The following is a 23,168-nucleotide window of genomic DNA, read 5'->3' on the forward strand; positions in this document are numbered from 1 at the left end:
GGCTTTTTGCCCGGCCTTCAAGGTGATTCACGTCTTGCGCAGCTTGCATCAAGCCGTACTGCCACATCATGGGCTCACCTTGCCCTGCTCGCGGATAGCGATCAGGACTACTACAGCCATCCCATCATGCGGGGCAGCCAAAGCGTAATTTCAGGTACGAAGGTAATCATCAACAGGAAGGCCAAACCAGTCAGCAACCAAGGCAATGTGGACTTGGTAACTTCGGTCAGGCCCAACTTCGATATGCTGGACGCCACATACAGGTTCAAACCCACTGGTGGTGTCGCCAGCCCAATCTCCATGTTCACCACCAGCATGATGCCAAAGTGAACCGGGTCCATGCCCAGCTTCATGGCGACAGGGAACAGGATGGGAGCCATGATCAGAATCAGTCCCGAGGGCTCCATCACCATACCGATCACCAGCAACAGGACGTTCACGAACAGCAGGAAGGCGATCAGGCCCATGCCTTGCGACACGATCCATTCCGCGATGGCCTGTGGAATCTGCTCGGACGTCAGAATGAAGGCGAACATGACCGCGTTGGTGATGATGTACAGCAGCATGGCACTCATGGCTGCCGATTCCAGCACAATGCGTTTGACCTCGCGCAGCTTCACATCCTTGTAGACCCAGACCGCAATCACAAAGGCGTAAACCGCACTGATAGCTGCTGCTTCGGTAGGCGTGAACACACCGGAGTAAATCCCGCCCATCACGATAACGATCAGCATCAGGCCCCAGATGGAGTCCATGAAGGCACGCCAGCGTTCCTTGTAGGATGCGCGGGGCATACGGGGGTAACCCAGTTTCCAGGCGCGGAACATGGTCGTGGCACCCAGGAAAAACGCCAGAATCAAACCCGGAACCACACCGGCAATAAACAGCTGACCAATAGAAGCCGTACCGACCTTGACCCCATCCGGGCCTTCAACCATCATGCCGCTGGTTGCCACGGCGTACATCACCATCACAATCGAGGGTGGCAGCAAGATGCCCAGACCGCCGGAAGTCGCCACAATGCCAGTCCCGAATTGCACGGGGTAACCTTGTTTGACCATGGCCGGAATCATGATGGAACCAATGGCCGCCACGGTAGCAGGCGAGGAGCCACTGATCGATGCAAACAGCGCGCAAGCCAGTACAGCAGCCAAACCCATGCCGCCGGGCAAGTGGCCGACCATGGAAGCGGCAAAGCGAATCATGCGTTGTGCGACCCCGCCATGCGTGAGGAAGCTACCGGCCAGGATGAAGAACGGAATCGCCATGATCTCGAACTTCTCGATCCCGGTGAACAGCTTGAGCGCAATACTGTCCATCGGTACTTCGGTCATGGTGAACAGGAAACCCATCACCGTCAGACCCAGGGCAATCGATACCGGCATGCCTGTCAGCAACAGGATAGCCAGCAAGGCAAAAATAATCAGGGCGGTCATGCGCGCGCTCCTTCGGATTCAGACACACCGCGCTCTGTTTCAGCGATCAGATCCGCCGCAGGCTCGTGATGAGGCAAATGGCCCGTCTGGATAAAATTCATCAAGGCTTGCAGGAAGCGGAAGCACATCAGCAAGGAGCCCGCAGGCACCGCCAGATACACAATCCACACCGGCACTTCCAGGTCAGCCGACACCTGAGCAGTCTGGGCAATGCCATACACAAAGCGGCCACCAATCCAGGCAACAATGGCTGTAAACAAGGCACCGGCGAACAGGGAAATCACTACCAGCAGATGACGCCAGCGTGGGCCCACAGCGTTTACCAGCACGTCCACACCCACGTGAATACCAACACGAACGCCGTAAGCGGCGCCGAATTTGGCCATCCAGACAAACAGGTAAATGCACAGCTCCTGTGCCCAGAGCAAGTTGACGCCGGCCACGCTTCGGTAGGTAGAACGGGCCATGGCGGTAATGGACTCATAACCCTGAGCCCGCGACCAGGACACCAGATCCGCCAGCAGGCTGACCGAGTAGCGCTGGCAGACCGCTACAAAAATAATCACTACGGCCGCCACCATCAGAAATGAGATGAACATTTCCTCAAAGCGGTCCAGAAATCGTAAAAACATGGGTAGCTCCAGACTACAGTCTGCCCGCCCGGGGGCCGGGCAGACACAAGCATGTAGCGGGAAGAAAAGAAGAACAGGTCTGAATCAGACCTGTACAAGACAATCAGATGAAGCAGGCTTTATTCGGTAGCCTTGTAGAAGGCGTCGATCACGTCCTGGCCGATACGCGAAGCCATTTCCTTGTGCACGGGACGCAGCTGCTTGACCCATTCCTGACGCTCGGCATCGCTCAGTTGGTAGAACTGGGTCTTGCCGGACTCTTCCATGGCCTTCATGGAATCGTTGTTCTCTTGCTCTGCAATGTCGTTGGCGTAAACCGTGGCTTCTTCCATGGCTTTTTCCATACCTTGGCGAATATCGTCAGGCAGACCTTCCCAGAACTTCTTGTTCACGATCACGGCATAACCCAGGTAACCGTGGTTGGACACGGTGGCGTGCTTTTGCACTTCGTGCATTTTCTGGGTGTACATGTTCGATGGCGGGTTCTCGGTGCCGTCGACCACACCCGTTTGCAGAGCCTGGTACACCTCGGAGAAGGCCATCACCTGAGGCACAGCGTCCAGTGCCTTGAACTGGGCTTCCAGAACCTTGGAGGACTGGATGCGCATCTTCAGACCCAGGAAATCATCCACGCTTTTCAGGGGCGTGTTGGCGCTCATGACCTTGAAGCCGTTATCCCAGTAGGACAGACCCTTGATGCCCTTGGGCTCCAGCTTGTCCAGCAACATGCGGCCTACAGGACCTTCAGTCACCTTACGCAGGTCCTCACGGTTCTGAAAAATGAAAGGCAGGTCGAACACTTCAAATTCGCGTACGCCCAGAGGGCCAAACTTGGCCAGCGACGGAGCCAGCATGTGCACGGCGCCCAGTTGCAGGGCTTCCAGTTCTTCCTTGTCCTTGTACAGCTGCGAGTTCGGGTAGACCTCGACAACCACCTTGCCCTCGGTGTACTTTTCGGCCAGTTCCTTAAAGCGCACGGCGCCCTTGCCCTTGGGTGTATCTGGCGATACAACGTGGCTGAACTTGATGATCATGGGGTTAGCCAGAACAGGCGCGGACAAGAATACGGACGCCAGCAAGCTGGCCACAAGGGTCTTTTTCATGTTTGCCTCCGGTCGGTTAAGAGCCGACACGTTTTATTGATTGATGTGCTTGAAAGCGTGTAGCTTAAAAAAGCGGTCCCGAATTATCTATTGTGGAAATCCGAAACCATTTGTCATGATGCGTCTTGCCCGTCCGTCCGGATTCATACGCCAAGCGGCCTCGCGCACTCTGGCGGCCTACCCGATCAGCACCTATGTGCCTATTTTGGCCATCCTGATTATTGTGCTGCTGATGGGCGTGTTTGCCTGGGCGGTCAATAAGGAACGGGATGAGGAGCAGTCCAACGAGCTGATACGCAATGCCTTGTGGGTGGAGCAATCCCTGTCCTTTCAGCTGCGCTCGCACGAGAACAATTTAAGCCGCATTGCCAGCGAAATTGAAGTCCAGTCCCAGCCCGTCACGACCCAGACCGCGCTGACGCAATTACAGCACTTCAAGACCATCCACCCGGATCTGCTGAAAGTGGCCGTGCAGGATCGCTTTGGCACCACCTTGCTGGTGCGCCCGCCCGGTGCTGATACCCGGATTGCAGCCCACGTCAGCACGCCGCGCACGTCCACCTGGCTGCCGGCCTACTACTCCAATGAACACCAGGAAAGCGTGCTGGACCTGGTGGTTCCGATCTACGAAGACAACGATATTGTCGGCACCTTGCGCGCCACCTTTTCCCTGGCCACCATCCTGATGGAAAACGTGCCCTGGTGGATTGCCGAGCAATATCACGTCTCCCTGATCGACCAAAGCGACCAGACGCTGGCCACACGCTCCAAAGGCGAGCCGGGCGAAAGCCAGTTGCGCTACGCCATGTCGGTAGACCCGCCCTTGCATGGTGTGCGTTTACTGATGACGCCTTACCCACAAAAGAACATCCCCACCTTCACCTTGCTACTGACCGTGATTGCGGGCCTGGCCCTGCTGGCTGTGGTGAACCTGGCGATGCAACATCACTACGCCCGCAAGCGCCGTGAAGCCGAGCTGGCCCTGATGCAGGAGCAAGCCTTTCGCAGCGCAATCGAAAACTCCATGGTGACTGGCATGCGCGCCCGCGATCTGGACGGCAAGGTGCTGTATGTGAACCCGGCGTTTTGCGAACTGGTGGGCCGCAGCAGCGAAGAAATTATTGGTCTGGCCCCACCCATGCCCTGGTGGGTGCCGGAGATGATGGATGAAACACTGGAGCGTCGAGATCGACTGAAATCCTCCCGCTCGGTGCAAGTTTTTGACACCCTGTTCCAGCGCCCGGACGGCTCACGTGTTGATGTGCAGGTCTTTGAATCCCCGCTGATTGACGCGCAAAAACGGCACGTGGGCTGGATCAGTTCCATCATCGATATCAGCTCGCGCAAGCAGGCCGAAGCCCTGGCCAGTTCCCAATCCGAACAGCTCCACCACACGGCCAAGCTCATTACCATGGGTGAAATGGCCTCCACACTGGCCCACGAGCTGAACCAGCCGCTCTCGGCCATTGCCAGCTATGCGGCTGGTTCCCTGAACCTGCTGGGAAATGAACCGCTGGACCCGAAACAGCTGCGTCGCGGTCTGGAAAGCCTGGCGGAACAAACCCGCCGCGCAGGGCAAATCATCCACCGCATTCACGACTTTGTGCGCAAGCGCGATCCGCAGCTTAGCCCTCTGAATTTGCCCGATGCCTTGCAAGGCGCCTTGGCCATGGCCAAGGCAGGTCTGCGCCATCACCAGATTCAATTGATTGTGCCCTCCCACCCCGAAAACCTGCCCGTAATGGGCGACAAGGTACTGCTGGAACAACTGATTTTCAACCTGCTGCGCAATGCCGCCGAAGCCATGTCGGGCCTGGAGCCAGAACGCCGGGCACTGGAAGTGACCATGCAGGCCAGCAATGGTGTCGTGCTGGTGATGGTGGCCGACCAGGGCCCCGGCGTGGCAGCAACGATCATGGCAGAAGTGTTCCAGGCCTTTACCACCACCAAAGCCCAAGGCCTGGGTATTGGCTTGAATATTTGCCGCTCCATCGTGGAGTTGCACCATGGCAAACTCTGGTTTGAAAACGGGGTTCCCCACGGTGCCACTTTCCTGTTTTCCCTACCCTTGATCGAACATGACTAAGCGCGCTCCTTTGGTCCACATCGTGGACGACGACCCGGCCATCCGCGATGCCCTGGCCTGGCTGTTCTCCACCCGTCAGGTCAACACCGAACTCTGGGACAGCGGCGAGGCTTTTCTGCATGCCCTGAGCCCCGAAACGCAGGGCTGCATCCTGCTCGACATACGTATGGATGGACTGTCCGGCCTGGAAGTGTTCGAGCAATTGCGCGAGCGCCAATCCCTTCTGCCCGTTATTTTCCTGACCGGCCACGGCGACCTGCCCCTGGCCGTGACCGCGCTGAAACAAGGCGCGGCGGATTTCATCGAAAAGCCCTTTAACGATAACGATCTGGTGGACCGGGTACTGGACGTGCTGCGCAGCTACGAAGCCAGTCAGGAAGAACGGGACAACGAGCAGGCACTGGAGGAGCGGCTGGACACCCTGTCGCAGCGCGAGCGCGAAGTGCTGGCCCTTGCCCTGGAGGGACGGCTGAACAAGCAGATTGCCCAGGACCTGAGCATCACCATGCGCACTGTGGAAGTGCACCGCGCTCGGGCACTGGAAAAAATGCAGGCTCGCACCCTGATCGAACTGGCCCGACTGCTGGACCCGGCCCGCTTGCGGGAAGACCGCAACCCGCCGGGGCCTTAGCCAGAGCCACCGCGCCGGGTGTATATAATGCAACCATAAACAATTAGAACCGCGCACTAGGCCCGGTCCCGGAGCGATCATGAGCACCACTACCGAAAACACAGATTTGCACCTTTCCCATCTGGACGAAGATGGAAAAGTTCAGATGGTCGATGTCAGCCACAAATCCGCCACCTCCCGCTCGGCCACGGCCCGCGCCGTGGTGCGTTTGAGTCCCGCTGCTTACCAGTTGCTGTCGGCTCAGCACAATGCCAAGGGCGAAGTGCTGAACACCGCACGCGTGGCCGGTGTGCTGGCCGCCAAGCGCTGTGCCGAACTGATTCCCATGTGCCACAGCCTGCCCCTGGATTTTGTCGGCATTGATTTTGAAAGCGACGCCGCAGCAGGCACCATTGCCGTGCTGGCCACCTGCCGCACCCGCTACACCACCGGCGTAGAGATGGAAGCCATGACGGCCTGCTCCATTGCCGCCCTGACCATTTACGATATGTGCAAAGCGGCCGACAAAGGCATTGTGATCGAACAGACCCGTTTGCTGGAGAAAACCGGCGGCAAAAGCGGGACCTGGACTGCCCAGCTCTAAGCCCTTTCACGGAGATAGCATGACAAGCCCTTTGACATTGCGCGTCCTGTACTTCGCCCAAGTGGCCGAACGCACAGGCCAGCGCCAGGAAAACTGGGAATGGCCCCAGGAAGGTACCGTCCAGCAATGGACCGAGGCCCTGCTGCAACGCCACCCGAATTTAAGCGATATGGCCGGCCGCCTGCATGTGGCCGTCAACCAGTTTCACGCCAAGCCTACCGACCCTGTCCGCCCCGGCGATGAAGTGGCCGTGTTCGAGCCCGTCACCGGAGGTTGAGATGATTCGTATCCAGACTGAAGATTTTGATGTTGCCGCCCTGAATGCCGAGCTGCGCGCCACGGCTGGCGGCAAGGCCGGTGCCATGGTGACATTTACCGGTTATGTGCGCGATCAGGCCGATGGCACCGCCACCGAATCCCTGTTCCTGGAACACTACCCCGGCATGTGCGAGCGCGAAATTGAAGCGGTTTGCGATCAGGCCCGTCAACGCTGGCCCATACTGGATACGCTGGTCGTGCACCGCGTGGGCGAACTGCACCTGACCGAACAAATCGTTTATGTTGGCGTCACCAGCGCCCACCGTGGCGACGCTTTTCGCGCCTGCGAATTCATCATGGACGTGCTGAAAACCCGCGCCCCTTTCTGGAAGCGCGAAACCCTGGCTGACGGCAAGCGTTTCTGGGTACAGCAGCGCGACAGCGACGCCCAGAAAACGGACTCCTGGAATACCTCTGCGGACACCGACAAGTATGTCTAAAGCCAAGACCGATTTACCCGCTGTTCGCCTGAACGCTGCTGTGCTGACCATTTCGGACCGCCGTGGCCCGGATGATGACACCTCCGGCGATTATCTGGCGGCCAGCCTGACTGACAGCGGCCATTACTGCGTGCAGCGCGCCATCAGCAGGGACAATATCTACGCCATCCGCGCCCTGCTCAGCCAATGGATTCTGGACCCGGAAATCAATGTCATTATTTGCAATGGCGGTACGGGTTTCAGTCATAAGAAATCCACGATTGCAGCGGTCACGCCTTTGCTCGATCAGGTCATTACCGGCTTTGGCGAGCAGTTCCGCTACCTGTCGTACCAGGATATTGGCTCCTCTGCCCTGCAATCCGATGCTCTGGCGGGAACAGCCAACCGAACCTTGCTGTTCTGCATTCCCGGCTCGGGCGGTGCGTGCAAGCTGGCTTGGGAAAAAATCTTGAAAGAGCAGTTGGACAGCCACCATCGCCCTTGCAATTTTGCCTCTGAATATCTGGAGCCAGCCAAGCCCTGATACCTGCAACGGTATGACAGCGACAGCTCCCGAACGACCTCCTTTCCACCGTGCTCTGACGCACCGAGCCACGAATTGTTTTATCGAATTTATCCATCCTATGATCGAATTTGACGTAGCACAGCAAAGGCTGGCCCAGGCAGGGCAAGTTCCCACCCAAACCGAAACCTGCGATCTGTCGCAAGCCTTGGGACGCATTCTGGCCCAGGATATTCAAGCTCAGCTGGACATGCCACCCGCCGACAATAGCGCCATGGATGGCTATGCCCTGCGCCTGGCGGATATTGCCGACGGCAAGGTCCTGCCCATTCAGCAGCGCTGCTATGCCGGCGATATTCCTGAAACACTGAAAGAGAACATGGCGATTCGCATCTTTACCGGCAGCATGCTGCCACCCGGTGCGGACACGGTAGTGATTCAGGAAAACTGCCAGGAGGACGAACAAGGTGTGCGCATTCTGGAAATGCCCGTGGCTGGCGTGAACATCCGCCGCCGGGGCGAGGACATGCGCATTGGTGAAGTGCTGATCACAACAGGCACCAAACTGACCGCAGCCCATATTGCTCAGCTGGCTGCGCAAGGCCATGCTCAGCTACAGGTGTACCCGCTGCTGACCGTCGGCATTCTGACCACAGGCGACGAGCTGACTCCTGCTGGCCAGCCTTTGAAAGCCGGCCAGATCTACAACTCCAACGCCCCCATGCTGCGTGCGCAGCTGCAGGCGCTGGGTGTTGAAACTGTGCATGCGGTGCATGCCAAAGACACGCTGGAAGCCATTCAGGACGCCCTGAAAGAGCTGCTGCAACGCTGCGACCTGGTACTGACCGTAGGCGGTGTCTCGGTCGGGGAAAAAGACTTTGTGAAGCCTGCCATCGAAGGCATAGGCGGCCAGCTGGATCTGTGGAAAGTGCGCATGAAGCCGGGCAAACCACTGGCGCTGGCCTACATTGCCGATAAGCCTCTGGTCTGCCTGCCCGGCAATCCGGTATCTTCTTACGCCGTGTTTTCCTTGATGGTTTCGCCGCTGATTCGTCGTCTGCAAGGCCGCCAACACGTGCTGCCGACCACACGTTACGGCGTGCTGCAAGGTGAACGCCACTTTGAAGGTGACCGCGAAGAATTCATCCGCGTACAAGTAGACAACGACGAGCAAGGCCGCCTGTTGGTGCGCCCCTTCGACAATCAGGGTTCGGGCGTCATCAGCTCCTTGCCTTGGGCACAAGCGCTGGCACGTATCCCTGCTGACTCTCATATCGCCCCCGGAGATGTGGTGCGTCTGTACGAATACAGCCAGTGGCAGGCATAAGCTCGGACGCTTATTCACGCTTTGGCCTTGCCATACAAAAACCGCCCTGATCAGGGCGGTTTTTTTTGTGTTGTTTGTTTTGGTCTGGAGCTATTTAAAGATACTTCACGTAAAGCCAGCCTACTGCTCAGGAGGCCCGCATAACGGAACACTCATGCACGAACAGCCAGCCCCGCCTCTGCTTTCCTCTGCTCATCAATACTTGCGCAGCAAAGCCACTGCAACAGGCTTACCAGCTTTGCGCCTGATCCAGATCCTGCGGCGTGTTGATATTGAAAAAAGCATGTTCAGGCGCATCGCGGAAATCCACTTCCACCGCACCTATGCTCTCCAGCCAGCTCATGACACGGCGCTCGCCGCTAAGCAGATAGTCTTTCAGGCCCGCAGCCTGATCGGTGCGCAGTAACAGGCATAAAGGGTGGCTACGCTCTGCCTGCGCGTAGGCAGCCACAGCGCCCTGCTCCTCAACGGCCTTGATCAAACGCTTGCCCAGATCCACTGGCACAAAAGGCAAATCCACCGGGCAGGACAAGGCCCACGGCGTACTGATCTGATCCAGCACACTGGCCAAACCGGCCAGCGGACCCAGATAGCCCTCCAGCTCCAAGGCATCAGGGACCACACACCCCCAATGGACATACTGCTCGGGATTGCGATTGGCACTGATCAGGATAGTCCCCACCTGCGGACGCAGGCGACGTACCAGATGCTGCACCAAAGGCTGGCCCTGCAAGAGCAGCAAGCCTTTATCGATCTGGCCCGACAAATCAAAACGGCGGGCTCGTCCGCCCGCCAGCACAATACCGCTGATGTCCTGTGTGCTTATCATCCGCCGATATAACTCATTTCGATACGGTCACGACTCGTGGTTTGCTCACCCCGAATCTCGGAATATCGGTCCTGCCGTCCCGTCCAGACGCCGTGCATATAGGCGGCTAACTGTTCGTCGGACGCACCCGAGCGCAATTGCGCCCGCACATCATAACCCTGGGAAGCAAACAGGCACAGAAACAGGCGTCCTTCGGGCGAAAGACGCATGCGCGAACAGTCTCCACAGAAGGGTTGAGTGACGCTGGTGATCACGCCAACTTCGCCCGTCCCATCCTTGAAGCGCCAGCGGCTGGCGACTTCGCCACGGTATTGGGCGGCCACTGGCTCCAACTCGAAACGGGACTGGATACGTTCCACAATCTCCGCACCGCTGAGCACTTCTTGCAGATTCCAGCCATTGCTGGTGCCCACGTCCATATATTCAATAAAACGCAGAATCTGGCCCGAGCCTTTGAAGTGCTCCACCATGGGCAAGATCTGATCATCGTTCAGCCCTTTGCGCACCACCATATTGACCTTTACCGGGCTCAAACCCACGGCCTGTGCCTTGGCAATGCCATCCAGCACGGTGGAGACCGACACGCCGCTATCACTCAATTGAGTAAAACGGGCATCGTCCAAGGCGTCCAAGCTGACGGTGACACGATTCAGACCCGCGTCTTTCAAGGCCTGAGCCTTGCGACCCAGCAAGGTGCCATTGGTGGTCAAAGTCAGCTCCACCGCATCCCCTTCCGGTGTACGCAGCTTGGCCAACATGGCAATCAGCACTTCAATATTTCGACGCAATAGCGGTTCGCCACCCGTCAGGCGCAGCTTGCGCACGCCCAGAGCAACGGCCTGCCGTGCTACGCGCTCAATCTCTTCAAAACTGAGCAGGGAAGAATGAGGCAGGAACTCGTAGTCCGTGCCAAAGACTTCCCGCGGCATACAGTAGGTACAGCGGAAATTGCACTTGTCAGTCAGGGAAATGCGCAGGTCACGAAATGGGCGGTGACGCTTGTCCAAAGGTTGCCCTGACACAGCGGCAATCCGCACGGTCGGGCGGCGTGCAGGCTCTGCAGCACCCGCTTGCGCCCCCTGCTCGATGCCGGACGGCATAACCCCCGCTCCAGCAGGCTGCGGGTCACTCGGCTCCAAGGGCCGGGCCTCGGAACCTGGGGGAGCTGCTTCTTGATATGGCCTGTACTGAACCTGGTCTACGGACACCGGTTCACGTTTTGGCCCATGCTCATCGCTCATGGTGTTCTCTTTTTCAAGGACAGGGTTCGTCCCCGTCTCATGGTGTGTGTTTTCGTCATGCAATGGGGTCTAACGCCAGAGCATGTCGGCAGCCTGCCCGAATGCCTGTTCCAGCGTCATGATCTGTCCCAAACCCCGTGGGTCGTAACCCACCAGATCTTCCATGAATTGACTATACGCGGAACCGCCAATCACGTTCATCAGTTCCTGCATAGGAGCCTTATCCAGCGCTTCTTGCTCGACCGCAATGAAATAACGCTCCTGGGCCAGGGGAATGAACTCCAGCCCGCATCGGCTGGCCGCTGTTTCCACACCCAGGCCGGTATCGGCCATGCCACTGGCAACGTGAGCCGCCACCGCCATATGCGTCAATTCTGTTGTTTCAAAGCCCAGCACCGCATTCGTGTTTACCCCTAACTGCCCCAGCAGCAAGGTCGCCAGAAAGCGGGTACTGGACCCCATCTGACGGTTCACAAAGCGCACATCGGGCCGCAACAAGTCCGCCATGCCGGTGATGTTCTTGGGATTGCCCTTCTCCACAAACAAGCCGGTCCGGCGAGTGGAAAGGAAAATCAGCCTGTGACGCGCTGGAGACAGCCACTGCCCATAACGGCGCATGGCAGCCACCTCGAACTCACCCACCGGAACCTGAAAACCGGCCAGATCGCAATCCCCGCGCTCCAGCGAAGCCAGCGCTTCAATGGCTGTGCGGTAGCGCAGCTCCAGCGGCAGACCATCGTGCTCATTGGCAAAGCGCATCAGGCCTTCAATCGCAAATCCGTGACTGGCCTGAAAGCGCAAACGGTCCAGAGGCTGCGCATACAAGCGGCCCAGCTCCTCTTCCAGCTCGGAAGCCATGCTCTCCAGGGTTGGCGTCAGACGCGCATCCAGTCGCCGATTCGCCCACAGCAAACGCTGGGCGAACTCGGTCAGTTTGGTGCCTTTGCGCCGGGAGGTTTCCAGCAGGGCCGCATCAAACTGTTTTTCGGCATTACGCAACAAGCCCCAGGCATGTCTGTAGGAAAACTGGCATTCCTTGCTGGCTCCCGCCAAGTGCCCCAGTCGCTCGATGGCACCCAACAAACGCAACACATCCCCCATGGGAAGGTCCACGCCGTCTGCATTTTCCAGAATCCATTCAGAGCGCAGCCGGGCTTTGAATTTCTGTTTGGTCATGTGTTTTTAAGACCAGTGTGTTTTCGTATTTATGTTTTGTGCTGCATGTACCAAACATTATATATGCGAAATATTGCTTATTGAAGTTATGGACTTAAGTGGTTAGATTACAAGGGAAAACACTGTCAAATAATATGCACGGCTGTGCATAAAAAAACATGGAGGCGCAGGCTCCCTATCCGGGCACCGCGCACACAGGACATGCAAACAACCCCTCATCACCAGGAGCAGGACCTGTCCGGTCTGACTCCTGAAGAGGTCGCCTTGCAGGCCGTGCAGGAGCACGCCGGCCAGAAAGGTAACCTGTTGCCTATTTTGCACACGATTCAGGACCGGATTGCCTGTATTCCCGAGTCCGTGGTGCCGGTGCTGGCCGAGCAGCTGGCGCTGTCCCGTGCGGAAATCCATGGCGTTATCTCTTTTTACGCCCACTTCCGCACCCAGCCCCACGCGACTCATACCCTGGAAATCTGCCGGGCTGAAGCCTGTCAGGCGCGGGGCGGACTGGAGCTGACGGCTCATGCCCGTCGCCGTCTGAACTGCGACTTCCATGAAAACAGCGACGACGGCCAGTACACACTGGAGCCCGTCTACTGTCTGGGTCTGTGCGCCCAATCCCCCGCTGTCATGCTGGACGGCGTACCCCATGCACGCGTCACCCCCGAAAAACTGGACGCCCTGCTAAGCAGCCAGGAGGCCCAGTCATGAGCACCATTACCGTTTACGTTCCGCGCGACACCGCAGCGGTCGCCATGGGCGCCCATGAGATTGCCCGGCAACTGGCGGCCCAGGCTCAGGAGCGCGGTCTGGATGTGCAGATTGTGCGCAATGGCTCGCGCGGTTTGCTATGGCTGGAGCCCATGGTGGAAGTGCAAACGGCTGAAGGCCGCGTCGCTTACGGCCCTGTCCAGACTGAAGATCTGCCCGGTCTGTTCGACGCTGGTTTTCTGCAAGGCGGTGCACATAAGTTGTGCCACGGCCTGACGGACGCCATCCCTTACCTGAAGAATCAGGAACGCCTGACTTTTGCCCGTGTGGGGATTATTGATCCGGTCAGCGTGGCCGATTACCAATCCTGTGGTGGCTTCGAAGGTTTGCGCAAGGCGCTGAGCATGGAACCGGCCGCGATTGTGAAAGAAGTGACCGACTCCGGCCTGCGAGGTCGTGGCGGTGCGGCTTTCCCGACCGGCATCAAATGGAACACGGTACTGAACACCCCGGCACAGCAGAAGTACATTGTCTGTAATGCCGACGAAGGCGACTCGGGCACGTTTTCTGATCGCATGTTGATGGAAGGCGATCCGCTGTGCCTGGTTGAAGGCATGGCGATTGCCGGGCTGGCTGTAGGTGCGAACTATGGCTACATCTACGTGCGTTCCGAATACCCGCTGGCCGTGCAAGCGTTGAACGAAGCCATCGTGGCGGCGCGCGCAGCAGGCTGGCTGGGCAAGAACATTCAAGGCAGCGGCTGCGAGTTCGATCTGGAAGTGCGCAAAGCAGCCGGCGCCTACATCTGTGGTGAAGAAACCGCCCTGCTCGACAGTCTGGAAGGCAAGCGCGGCGTGGTGCGTGTGAAACCGCCTCTGCCCGCCATCAAAGGTTTGTTTGGTCAGCCTACGGTCATCAATAACGTAGTGTCCCTGGCTTCCGTGCCAGTTATTCTGGCCAAGGGCGGTGCTTACTACCAGAACTACGGCATGGGCCGCTCGCGTGGCACGCTGGCATTCCAATTGACCGGCAATCTGCAAAACGGTGGCTTGGTGGAAAAAGCCTTTGGCGTCACCCTGCGCGAATTGCTGTACGACTACGGTGGCGGCAGCGCCAGCGGTCGTCCCTTGCGTGCAGTGCAAGTCGGTGGCCCCTTGGGAGCCTATCTGCCCGAACACCAGTGGGATGTCCCGCTGGACTATGAAGCCTACATGAAAATCAATGCCATGGTCGGCCACGGTGGCCTGGTGGCCTTTGACGACACAGTAGACATGGCCCACATGGCGCAGTACGCCATGGAATTCTGTGCCATCGAATCCTGTGGCAAATGCACACCCTGTCGCATCGGCTCTACGCGTGGTGTGGAGACCATCCAGAAGATCCGTCGCCGCGAAGACATGGATAACCATGTCGAGCTGCTGCGCGACCTGTGCGACACCATGTTCTCCGGGTCCTTGTGCGCCTTGGGCGGCATGACCCCTTATCCCGTCCTGTCCGCGCTGGAACACTTCCCCCAGGATTTTGGACTGGCCCCGCAAACCGAGCAGGACCTGGCCAAGGTCTAAGACGGAGATCACCATGAAAGAAACAGTCGCCGTACGCGAACGTGACCTGGGCACCCCAGCCTCGACCCAGACCGAGATGGTCAACCTGACCATCGATGGCAAATTGATTGAAGTGCCCGTCGGCACTTCCGTGATGCACGCAGCCGCCTTGGCCGGCATCAATATTCCCAAGCTGTGCGCCACCGATTCGCTGGAGGCCTTTGGCTCCTGCCGTCTGTGCCTGGTGGACATTGAAGGCCGTCGCGGCCACCCTGCTTCCTGCACCACCCTGGTGGAAGAAGGCATGGTCGTCCAAACCGAAAACGACACCCTGCACAAGCTGCGCCGCAACGTGATGGAGCTGTACATCTCCGATCACCCGCTGGACTGCCTGACCTGTCCTGCCAACGGCAATTGCGAACTGCAAGACATGGCCGGTGTGGTGGGCCTGCGCAGCGTGCGCTATGGCTTTGATGGTGCCAACCACCTGGACGATACTACCGACAATTCCAACCCTTACTTTGCCTACGACTCCAGCAAATGCATTGTCTGCAATCGCTGCGTACGTGCCTGTGAGGAAGTTCAGGGCACCTTTGCGCTGACTATCGACAAACGCGGTTTTGAATCACGTGTCACCGCCGGCCAGAACGATGGTTTTCTGGGCAGCGATTGCGTCTCCTGCGGTGCTTGTGTCCAGGCCTGCCCGACTTCTTCCTTGATGGAAAAGTCGGTTATCGACCTGGGTCAGCCCGAGCACGCCGTCATCACCACCTGCGCCTATTGCGGTGTCGGTTGCGGCTTCAAGGCCGAGATGAAGGGCGACAAAGTCATTCGCATGACACCCTGGAAAGACGGCAAGGCCAACCGTGGCCACGCCTGCGTGAAAGGTCGTTTCGCCTGGGGTTACGCCACGCACCAGGACCGTATCCTGAGCCCCATGATACGCAAGAGCATTACGGACCCCTGGCAGGAAGTGTCGTGGGACGAGGCCATCAATTACGCCGCCTCCGAGTTCCGTCGCATTCAGGATCAGCACGGTCGTGACGCGGTGGGCGGTATCACCTCCTCGCGTTGCACCAACGAAGAAACCTATCTGGTGCAAAAGCTGGTTCGCGCTGCCTTTGGTACCAATAACGTGGACACCTGCGCCCGCGTGTGTCACTCCCCGACCGGCTACGGCCTGAAGATGACCCTGGGTGAGTCCGCCGGTACGCAAACCTTTGACTCGGTGATGCACACCGACGTAGTGATCGTGATGGGTGCCAACCCCAGCGCCGCTCACCCCGTATTTGCGTCGCGCCTGAAACGTCGCCTGCGCCAGGGTGCCCGCCTGATCGTGATCGACCCGCGTCAGACTGAACTGGTCAGCTCGCCGCACATCCAGGCCGACTATCACCTGCCCCTGCGTCCAGGCACCAACACCGCCATGCTGACCGCCATGGCCCACGTGATCGTCACCGAAAATCTGGTGAACGAGGCCTATGTGGCCGAACGCTGCGATACCGCGGCCTTCAATGAATGGCGCAGCTTTGTCAGCCAGCCCCAGAACTCGCCGGAAGCCATGGCCGAGATCTGCGGTGTGTCCGCCGACGACATCCGTGGCGCAGCCCGTCTATATGCCACCGGCGGTAACGGTTCGATCTACTACGGCCTGGGTGTGACAGAACACAGCCAAGGCTCCACCACCGTGATGGCCATTGCTAACCTGGCCATGGCTACGGGTAACGTAGGCCGCGAAGGCGTGGGTGTGAACCCGCTGCGTGGTCAGAACAACGTGCAAGGCTCCTGCGATATGGGCTCCTTCCCGCACGAGTTCCCCGGCTACCGTCACGTCTCCGACACCAGCGTACGCCAGCAGTTTGAAGAGGCCTGGGGCGTATCTCTGCAATCTGAACCCGGTCTGCGCATTCCCAATATGTTTGACGCCGCCTTGAGTGGCAGCTTCAAGGGACTGTACTGCCAGGGCGAAGACATTGTTCAGTCCGACCCGAACACCCAGCACGTGGCCGCCGCCATGGCTGCCATGGAGTGTGTGGTGGTACAGGATCTGTTCCTGAACGAAACCGCCAAGTACGCCCACGTGTTCCTGCCCGGTTCATCCTTCCTGGAAAAAGACGGCACCTTCACCAACGCCGAGCGCCGCATTTCGCGCGTACGCAAAGTGATGGAGCCCAAGGCGGGCATGGCCGACTGGGAAGTCACCTGCGCTCTGGCCCGTGCTTTGGGCTACCCCATGAATTACGAGCATCCCGGCCAGATCATGGACGAGATCGCCCGTCTGACCCCGACCTTTGCCGGCGTGTCTTACGATCGTATCCAGGAGCTGGGTGGCAGCGTGCAATGGCCTTGCAACGAACAGGCGCCTGAAGGCACCCCCACCATGCACATCGACGAGTTCGTGCGCGGCAAGGGCCGCTTCATGCTGACTCAGTACGTGCCCACCGAAGAGCGCAGCAGCCGCAAGTTCCCCTTGCTACTGACCACCGGCCGTATCCTGTCGCAATACAACGTGGGCGCACAAACCCGCCGTACCGACAACGTGGCCTGGCATGCAGAGGACTTGCTGGAAATTCACCCGGTGGATGCCGAAGATCGCGGCATTCGCAGTGGCGACAAAGTCTCGGTCAAGAGCCGTGCGGGCGAGACCGCCCTGCGCGCGACGGTGACCGAACGAGTGCAGCCAGGGGTGGTCTATACTACTTTCCACTTTCCCGAGTCGGGCGCCAACGTGGTCACCACCAACAACTCGGACTGGGCAACCAACTGCCCCGAGTACAAGGTGACGGCCGTGCAGATTCAGCGCGTGACCTCCGAGTCGGCCTGGCAAAATCGCTGGAACCGTTTCCACGATATTCAGCAGCGTCTCCTGCAAGGCGAGACCGTCCCGGCCGAGGATTTGGCCCAGGCGGATCACAGCCATTCGCATGAGCATGCCGAGGCCGTCGCGAAAGTATGATGCGTCCCAACAGGCCCTAAGGAGTTGCCCACGTGAGCCAGGCAGATTTTCGTGATGCCAGCGCCCCTGCCACCGTATGGCGGCAGGCGCGTACCCCAGCAGAAGCACAAGCTGACACCCTGCCCCAAGAGGATCAGGATGCGCTGGCGCGCGAACAGGCCGTGGCTCTGGAGTTCAATGGCATCAGCCATAGTGCCTTGTTATGCAGCCCCAGCGATCTGGAGGATCTGGCTTACGGATTTTCCATGACCGAGGGCATCATCCGTACCGCTGACGATATACGCGGCGTGGATGTGCTGGAAGGCGAGCGCGGCAGCCTGCTGCAAATCGAGATTGCCAGTGCTTGCCAGCATCAGCTCAAGGCGCGTCGCCGTCAGCTGGCTGGCCGTACAGGCTGTGGCCTGTGTGGACTGGAAAGTCTGGACGAGGTACGCCGACAGCTACCCCGTCTGGACGCTCCCGAGCACCGCCCCGAAGCTGCCGCCATCTTCCAGGCCCTGGATGCCTTGCGCTCCAGCCAGCCCTTGCATCGTCTGACGGGCGCTACCCATGCGGCTGCCTGGTGCAATCTGCAAGGCGATATCCTGGCCGTGCGTGAGGATGTAGGTCGCCACAACGCGCTGGACAAGCTGCTGGGCCACATGCTGCGCAACGATATTGATCCCCGCTCTGGCATGGTGCTGATCTCCAGCCGTGCCAGCTTCGAGATGGTCCAGAAGGCCGCTGCCATGGGCATCAACTTTGTGGTGGCCGTCTCCGCCCCCACCGCCTATGCCGTGCAGATTGCCGATGAACTGGGTGTCATGCTGGCCGCCTTCGCCCGTGACCGCAGCTTCACGCTGTACAGCCATCCCCACTATCTGAATTCTGCCGAGTCACGCTCGGCCACATCACCATGAACATTGTTCCTTTGATTCCCATGGCCAACCAGATCGGTCAGTTCTTTGAAATCCTGAGCAATCGGGAGCAAGGACTGCGCGAGATTGCGGAACATATCCAGAAATTCTGGGACCCGCGGATGCGCCGCTCCCTGCTGGATTTTGTGGAACAAAATCCCAGCGGTAAAAGCGAAGATGGCGAGCTGCTGCCTATTGTTTTGCAGGCAGTCGTGACCCATAAACAGCAGCTGGAGCCACGCAGCCAATAAGACGTGCCGCAGACACAGAAAAGCCCGCCTAGGCGGGCTTTTTCTTTGGGCTGAAAACGATTAATCGCTTTCTTTGACGCGGTACACCAGCACGGTATTCTTGGCCATATTCAGCACCTTGATGGTCACGCTACCCAGCAACAGGCGGGAAAGACCACTGCGGCCGTGGCTACCGATAAAGATCAGGTCGCAGCCTTCCTGCTCAGCGACCTGCACAATCCCATCGGCCACATTGAAATTCGATACGGATCTACCAGTGGCCTTGACGCCAGCGGTCTCGGCACGGTCCAGAATCTGCTGCAAGTACTTCTGCGACTGTTCCTTGGCAGTCTTGTCGTAGTCCTCGTCGGTGATGGCGTAGGCAGCAGCCATACCATCAAAACCAACGGTGGCAGCAAATGGCTGCGTCACGTGCAAAGCCAGAACCTCGGCACCAATTTGGCGGGCAAAGGTCACGCCTTTGTTGGCTGCTTGGGAGGAGAGCTCGGAACCGTCAGTTGGAATCAGAATTTTCTTGAACATGGCATAACCCCTTTGAATGGAGACAGATAGCTTACCGCTGCATACCGACACAGGACAAGCTAGTACAGACCTGAACCTTGAGCCAGGTCAGGATTCGTTCAATGCGCGGAACAATACGGCACAGCGAGTACCCGTGCGGCAGTAGGCCAAAGTCGGGCCTGGCAAGGCTTCAAGCAATTGACCAAAACGGGCAACATCAGCAGAAGTAATAGCGCTACCCACTACTGGCTGATACTCCACCTGCAAGCCTGCCGCCTGGGCGGCCTTCATCACGTCTGCCGACAAGGGCTGGTCGGGACCGCCTTCCATATCGGGACGATTGATGATGACACTTTTAAAACCGGCATCGGCCACGGCTTGCATGTCCTCTCCCGATAATTGAGGGGCGACGGCCAATTGCTCGGTCAAAAACTGGTGCGGGAAGGACATAGAAACTCCTGAAATCGGGATAAACTAAATCAGTTCAAAGGAAAAATAGTATGTTCCCCCCTGAGAGTACGCAAGCCCCTTTCTCTGCGTCCCTGCCACAAGGCAATCACGCCAGCGCCTTGCTGATACGTCACGCGACCTTGGACGATATGGCAGCAGTGCAAAACATCTATGCCTATCACGTGCTGCACAGCACGGCGACCTTTGAACAAAGCCCGCCCGACGAACAGGAAATGGGTGCCCGCTATATACAAGTGCGCGAGCAAAACTTGCCCTGGCTGGTCGCGGAACTGGACGGGCAGATCGTGGGCTATGCCTATGCAGGCACGTATCGCTCCCGCCCGGCCTATCGATTCACGATAGAAGACTCCATCTATCTGGCTCAAGGTCAGATTGGCAAAGGTCTGGGCAAAGCCTTGCTGGAACAATTGCTGCTGGAATGCGAGAAAGGCCCGTGGCGGCAAATGGTGGCCATCATCTCCGGCCATGACAGCCGGGGCTCGATTGCTCTGCACCGTTCGCTGGGCTTTGCCCATGTAGGTACTCAGCCAGCGGTAGGCTATAAATTCCAGCAGTGGATTGACGTGGTCATCATGCAGCGCAGTCTGGGTGACGGCAGCCAAAGCCAGCCAGCCCAGACGCCCTGATCTTCCTTCTCAGGCAATGCGCAGGCTGTATTGATCCAGCCATTGCTGCATCTCATCGCCAGCCAGCACCTCGTACTCTGCCTGACGTTGCAAGCCTACAGGATCGTCCTGCACGCTGCTCAAGGAGGGATGGCACATCATGCTGTCCCCGTGCTGCATCACCGCCAGCCAGGCTTTGACCAGGGCACTGTAGCGCTCCTTGCCACCCTGAAAGTCGTATACACCGGTAAAGCTGCTATTCAAGGTGGCACCTTTGGCTCTGGCCAGACGCAACAAATCTCTGGAACCCAGCCCGGCAATAATCTGCGCCTTGAATCGGTCCTTAAACGCAAAACCCGTAGCCAGACGCTGGGCACCGGTATAACGCAGCCAAGGCATGGAAGCCGCGTAACGACGCTCCATTTCTGCCAGCAAGGCCTCGCGAATCATGGGTAGCTGATGCACGTGCTGATGCCCGTCGATATAGTCCGGGCCCTGCCCCATCAACTCTTCAAAACGATCCAGCTGGCGAGCCACGCTATCCTTGACCTTCTGATCATCCAGACGATGCAGCAGGCTGCGGATAATCACCTGCTTGAGCGGCATGGCATACACGCCCGCTTGGGAAGCAAACTCGGTAAAATTCAGGTGCAAACCTTTTTGCAGCGTGCTCTGGCGCAGTGCTGGTGCATTTTGCACAAAGCTGTCCCCATCGACCAGGCAGGATGTTCCTGTCAGGCGTCGGGCCTGGGCCAATTTCAGTATGGCCTCGTCCACGGCGGGGGCCATGCCAAAATCATCCGCGCATATACTGATCTGCCTGTCCTTGGCCACTGCTCGCTCCGCTTTATGTCTCGTCAAATCATTCTGTTCATACTGGTCGGCACTTTGGCCGCCTTCACACACTGGGGCATTGTAATCGCCCTGGTGCAAACGCTGAGCCTGTCTCCGCTGCTGGCCAATCTTTTTGGCTGGCTGATTGCGTTCCTGGTGTCCTTTGGTGGCCACTACTGGCTGACATTCCGCTCCCAGAATGCCCGCTTTCTGCCGGCTCTGACACGTTTTTTTCTGGTGTCTGCCGCTGGCTTCGCCGTCAACGAAGCCAGCTATGCGTTTTTACTGAATCATTCCGGTCTGCGTTACGACTTGCTGCTGGGCCTGATTCTTATCGGTTTGGCTGTGCTGACGTTTCTGGCTGGGCGGCTTTGGGCGTTTCGCCGCACATAAGCTCGTACTCGTCGTGATCAAAGCGCCACAGAGCAATACGCTGATCTTCATACAGGCGCTGAGCATGGTTAAGCACCTGGCTTTGGCGCACGGCATCTGGCGAGCCGATCAACCAGACTACCGCCTTGCTGTCCCGACATAACTGCTGACGAAGGGTTGCCCGATCTATCAAGGTCAGCGCCCCACGTTGCGGCTCAAAGCGAGCTGCCTCCAGCAGCTCCTTGCGCCAACTATCGGTGCGCATGATTTCCGGATCATCCCAGCGTCCCATCACGCTGATGTTCTGCAGGCCCGGAACATAGAAACCCAGGTCATAACGGTAATTATTCAGAAAGACGACACGGTCACCCTTTTGGTATTCACTGGCCAGTACACGGCCCAAGGCCTGACTGTTAACCTGTGGGCGCAACATCATCGTCACCACGGCAAACGCACAAATCGCAACACAAACACCCATGCTCCAGACCGCAAAGCGCTCTACCTTTGCTTCCCCATCCCGCTGACTACGGCGAATCACCACATCCGCCAGAAAAAAAGCCCAAGGGCCAATCGCAGGCAGGACATAGCCCACCAGCTTGGACGTAGGAATGGAAAAGAAAACCAGCACAGTCAGCAATGCCGACAGCATCAAGCCTCGTACTGCTCCCAAACCGTCGGAAGCATTAGCAGAACCACGAAAGCGCTTGAACAAGAATGGCGTCCAACCCAAGGTGGCAACAGGCATCAGGGCAAAGTAGAACCAGAAAGGCTGAGGGTTGTTAAAGCCGGTTTCCAGAAAGCGCTGGAAGTGCTGATAGACGATGTAATAGTCAAAAAATCCGGGGTAGCGCGCCTGCATGGCCCACATCCAGGGCGTGGCAACCAGCAGCAAGACTCCCAGGCCTGTCACAGAAAACAGACGCAACAACGTACGCCACTGGCCTCGACCCAGCAGCCAGAACACCAAGATACCGCCGGGGATCAAAATCCCGATCAAGCCTTTTGCCAGAAAAGCCAGGCCTGCGGTGGCATACAGCCCCATCAAGGCCCAACGATAGGAGCGCCCCTGCTCCATCTGCAAGGCAGCATGACCACCCAAGAGCACACAGCTACTGATCAAGGCAGCAACCGTCATGTCCAGATTGGCGTAATGGGAAGCACCGAAAAGCAAGGGGCTGCTGACCAGAATCAAAGCCGTCCAGCCCGCATGTTGCTGGCTGGCATGACGCTTCAAGAACGCGTGCATACCGGCAATCAACAAGGCCGCCATCAAGGCAGGTACCAGACGAGCAGCCACAAAATTCACACCCAACACTTTCAGGCTCAGGGCAGTCAGCCAATAATGCAAGGGAGGTTTATGGAAAAACGGCAGGCCGTCCAGACGCGGCACCAGATAATCACCGGATTCCAGCATGGACAGGGCCACGCCGACATAGCGCCCCTCATCCGGAATCAACAAGGGGTACGCCCCCAGGGTCAGCGCAAACCACAGCAGTGCCAGCAGCCCCACGGACACACTAGAGAGCGTACCCAGGCGCTGGACGCCGCAACGTAACCAATAGGCCGGTCCACGCGCTTGTCCAAGCGGTAGCGTTGCACCGGAAGAGGAAAAGGAATTATCGATACTCATCGCTCAAAGCCAAACCAATAGGGGTAGGCAGCTACTTGTGTAGCTGTCGAAGCGATTCAGAATATCGATGTAGCGTTCAATTACAAATGAGAGCAG

The 23,168-nt window shown here is 58.2% G+C and carries 24 protein-coding genes; 14 read left to right on the forward strand and 10 right to left on the reverse strand.

All coding sequences use genetic code 11. The features are described from left to right. Window positions 1-110 precede the first annotated feature (110 nt). The 3 genes from M2Q46_RS10675 to M2Q46_RS10685 all read right to left on the reverse strand — a co-directional run bounded on the left by M2Q46_RS10675 (window position 111) and on the right by M2Q46_RS10685 (window position 3,171). Entirely contained in the window at window positions 111-1,436 is a 1,326-nt protein-coding gene (locus tag M2Q46_RS10675; RefSeq protein WP_035271195.1) for a TRAP transporter large permease, read from the reverse strand. After that, a complete protein-coding gene (locus M2Q46_RS10680; protein ID WP_035271196.1) occupies window positions 1,433-2,068 on the reverse strand; it encodes a TRAP transporter small permease in 636 nt (211 codons plus the stop codon). The genes M2Q46_RS10675 and M2Q46_RS10680 overlap by 4 nt, the downstream gene beginning before the upstream one ends. A 119-nt stretch (window positions 2,069-2,187) precedes the next feature. Further along, complete coding sequence (locus M2Q46_RS10685) at window positions 2,188-3,171, reverse strand: TRAP transporter substrate-binding protein (RefSeq protein WP_026485094.1); 984 nt, start codon at window positions 3,169-3,171, stop codon at window positions 2,188-2,190. A gap of 115 nt (window positions 3,172-3,286) precedes the next feature. Between M2Q46_RS10685 and M2Q46_RS10690 the strand changes: the two genes are divergently transcribed. The 7 genes from M2Q46_RS10690 (at window position 3,287) to glp (ending at window position 9,058) form a co-directional block, all read left to right on the forward strand. Next, window positions 3,287-5,257 carry a PAS domain S-box protein gene (locus M2Q46_RS10690; RefSeq protein WP_302357212.1) on the forward strand — a complete coding sequence of 657 codons (1,971 nt, stop codon included), beginning with the start codon at window positions 3,287-3,289 and terminating at the stop codon, window positions 5,255-5,257. Continuing rightward, window positions 5,250-5,888, forward strand: coding sequence for a response regulator transcription factor (locus M2Q46_RS10695; protein ID WP_239055136.1), 639 nt, complete (start codon window positions 5,250-5,252; stop codon window positions 5,886-5,888). Before M2Q46_RS10690 ends, M2Q46_RS10695 begins: the two co-directional genes overlap by 8 nt. A gap of 79 nt (window positions 5,889-5,967) precedes the next feature. After that, entirely contained in the window at window positions 5,968-6,471 is a 504-nt protein-coding gene (gene moaC, locus M2Q46_RS10700; RefSeq protein WP_009463872.1) for a cyclic pyranopterin monophosphate synthase MoaC, read from the forward strand. 19 nt (window positions 6,472-6,490) lie between these two features. Then, window positions 6,491-6,748, forward strand: a complete 258-nt coding sequence (gene moaD / locus M2Q46_RS10705) for a molybdopterin converting factor subunit 1 (RefSeq protein ID WP_009463873.1) — start codon at window positions 6,491-6,493, stop codon at window positions 6,746-6,748. 1 nt (window position 6,749) lies between these two features. Then, window positions 6,750-7,229 carry a molybdenum cofactor biosynthesis protein MoaE gene (locus M2Q46_RS10710; RefSeq protein WP_302357213.1) on the forward strand — a complete coding sequence of 160 codons (480 nt, stop codon included), beginning with the start codon at window positions 6,750-6,752 and terminating at the stop codon, window positions 7,227-7,229. Next, a complete protein-coding gene (locus tag M2Q46_RS10715; RefSeq protein WP_060186308.1) occupies window positions 7,222-7,752 on the forward strand; it encodes a molybdenum cofactor synthesis domain-containing protein in 531 nt (176 codons plus the stop codon). The genes M2Q46_RS10710 and M2Q46_RS10715 overlap by 8 nt, the downstream gene beginning before the upstream one ends. Window positions 7,753-7,852: 100 nt before the next feature. Beyond that, the gene (gene glp, locus M2Q46_RS10720) at window positions 7,853-9,058 is read left to right on the forward strand and encodes a gephyrin-like molybdotransferase Glp (protein WP_083054421.1); all 1,206 of its coding nucleotides are present in this window, start codon (window positions 7,853-7,855) and stop codon (window positions 9,056-9,058) included. Window positions 9,059-9,287: 229 nt separating this feature from the next. Here glp and mobA read toward each other — a convergent pair whose 3' ends face one another. The 3 genes from mobA to M2Q46_RS10735 all read right to left on the reverse strand — a co-directional run bounded on the left by mobA (window position 9,288) and on the right by M2Q46_RS10735 (window position 12,304). Further along, entirely contained in the window at window positions 9,288-9,887 is a 600-nt protein-coding gene (gene mobA / locus M2Q46_RS10725; RefSeq protein ID WP_302357214.1) for a molybdenum cofactor guanylyltransferase MobA, read from the reverse strand. Next, window positions 9,884-11,128 carry a GTP 3',8-cyclase MoaA gene (moaA, locus tag M2Q46_RS10730; protein ID WP_035271206.1) on the reverse strand — a complete coding sequence of 415 codons (1,245 nt, stop codon included), beginning with the start codon at window positions 11,126-11,128 and terminating at the stop codon, window positions 9,884-9,886. The genes mobA and moaA overlap by 4 nt, the downstream gene beginning before the upstream one ends. 69 nt (window positions 11,129-11,197) lie before the next feature. Continuing rightward, window positions 11,198-12,304 carry a substrate-binding domain-containing protein gene (locus M2Q46_RS10735; protein ID WP_026485086.1) on the reverse strand — a complete coding sequence of 369 codons (1,107 nt, stop codon included), beginning with the start codon at window positions 12,302-12,304 and terminating at the stop codon, window positions 11,198-11,200. A 201-nt stretch (window positions 12,305-12,505) separates the two neighbouring features. Here M2Q46_RS10735 and M2Q46_RS10740 point away from each other — a divergent pair, with 201 nt between their 5' ends. Genes M2Q46_RS10740 through M2Q46_RS10760 form a run of 5 tightly spaced genes read left to right on the forward strand, consistent with a single transcriptional unit; the run spans window position 12,506 to window position 18,659 of the window. Further along, entirely contained in the window at window positions 12,506-13,012 is a 507-nt protein-coding gene (locus M2Q46_RS10740; RefSeq protein ID WP_042483136.1) for a formate dehydrogenase subunit gamma, read from the forward strand. After that, complete coding sequence (locus M2Q46_RS10745) at window positions 13,009-14,577, forward strand: NADH-quinone oxidoreductase subunit NuoF (RefSeq protein WP_302357215.1); 1,569 nt, start codon at window positions 13,009-13,011, stop codon at window positions 14,575-14,577. The genes M2Q46_RS10740 and M2Q46_RS10745 overlap by 4 nt, the downstream gene beginning before the upstream one ends. A 13-nt stretch (window positions 14,578-14,590) precedes the next feature. After that, window positions 14,591-17,512, forward strand: a complete 2,922-nt coding sequence (gene fdhF, locus M2Q46_RS10750) for a formate dehydrogenase subunit alpha (RefSeq protein WP_060186304.1) — start codon at window positions 14,591-14,593, stop codon at window positions 17,510-17,512. Window positions 17,513-17,544: 32 nt separating this feature from the next. Beyond that, complete coding sequence (gene fdhD / locus M2Q46_RS10755; RefSeq protein ID WP_302357217.1) at window positions 17,545-18,411, forward strand: formate dehydrogenase accessory sulfurtransferase FdhD; 867 nt, start codon at window positions 17,545-17,547, stop codon at window positions 18,409-18,411. After that, on the forward strand, window positions 18,408-18,659 hold the full coding sequence (locus M2Q46_RS10760; RefSeq protein WP_009463888.1) for a formate dehydrogenase subunit delta: 252 nt from the start codon (window positions 18,408-18,410) through the stop codon (window positions 18,657-18,659). Before fdhD ends, M2Q46_RS10760 begins: the two co-directional genes overlap by 4 nt. Window positions 18,660-18,719: 60 nt before the next feature. Here the strand turns inward: M2Q46_RS10760 and M2Q46_RS10765 are convergent, their stop codons facing one another. Both M2Q46_RS10765 and M2Q46_RS10770 read right to left on the reverse strand, forming a co-directional pair. Further along, window positions 18,720-19,181, reverse strand: coding sequence for a universal stress protein (locus tag M2Q46_RS10765; RefSeq protein ID WP_009463889.1), 462 nt, complete (start codon window positions 19,179-19,181; stop codon window positions 18,720-18,722). An 87-nt stretch (window positions 19,182-19,268) separates the two neighbouring features. Next, on the reverse strand, window positions 19,269-19,610 hold the full coding sequence (locus M2Q46_RS10770; RefSeq protein ID WP_009463890.1) for a TIGR01244 family sulfur transferase: 342 nt from the start codon (window positions 19,608-19,610) through the stop codon (window positions 19,269-19,271). A gap of 50 nt (window positions 19,611-19,660) precedes the next feature. Here M2Q46_RS10770 and M2Q46_RS10775 point away from each other — a divergent pair, with 50 nt between their 5' ends. Next, window positions 19,661-20,257, forward strand: coding sequence for a GNAT family N-acetyltransferase (locus M2Q46_RS10775; protein WP_239055132.1), 597 nt, complete (start codon window positions 19,661-19,663; stop codon window positions 20,255-20,257). Between the two features lie 9 nt (window positions 20,258-20,266). Here the strand turns inward: M2Q46_RS10775 and M2Q46_RS10780 are convergent, their stop codons facing one another. Continuing rightward, window positions 20,267-21,025 (reverse strand): ChbG/HpnK family deacetylase, encoded by a 759-nt coding sequence (locus M2Q46_RS10780; protein ID WP_239055131.1) that lies wholly within the window; start codon window positions 21,023-21,025, stop codon window positions 20,267-20,269. A 60-nt stretch (window positions 21,026-21,085) separates the two neighbouring features. Between M2Q46_RS10780 and M2Q46_RS10785 the strand changes: the two genes are divergently transcribed. Further along, window positions 21,086-21,463, forward strand: a complete 378-nt coding sequence (locus M2Q46_RS10785) for a GtrA family protein (RefSeq protein WP_022983235.1) — start codon at window positions 21,086-21,088, stop codon at window positions 21,461-21,463. On the opposite strand, the gene M2Q46_RS10790 is transcribed toward M2Q46_RS10785, so the two are convergent. Beyond that, window positions 21,402-23,072, reverse strand: a complete 1,671-nt coding sequence (locus M2Q46_RS10790; protein WP_302357220.1) for a glycosyltransferase family 39 protein — start codon at window positions 23,070-23,072, stop codon at window positions 21,402-21,404. The two genes, M2Q46_RS10785 and M2Q46_RS10790, sit on opposite strands and share 62 nt — an antisense overlap. Window positions 23,073-23,168: the final 96 nt, after the last annotated feature.

It is taken from the genome of Alcaligenes sp. YSL9 (assembly GCF_030515105.1).
In the GTDB taxonomy this organism is placed as follows: Bacteria; Pseudomonadota; Gammaproteobacteria; order Burkholderiales; family Burkholderiaceae_B; genus Alcaligenes; species Alcaligenes phenolicus.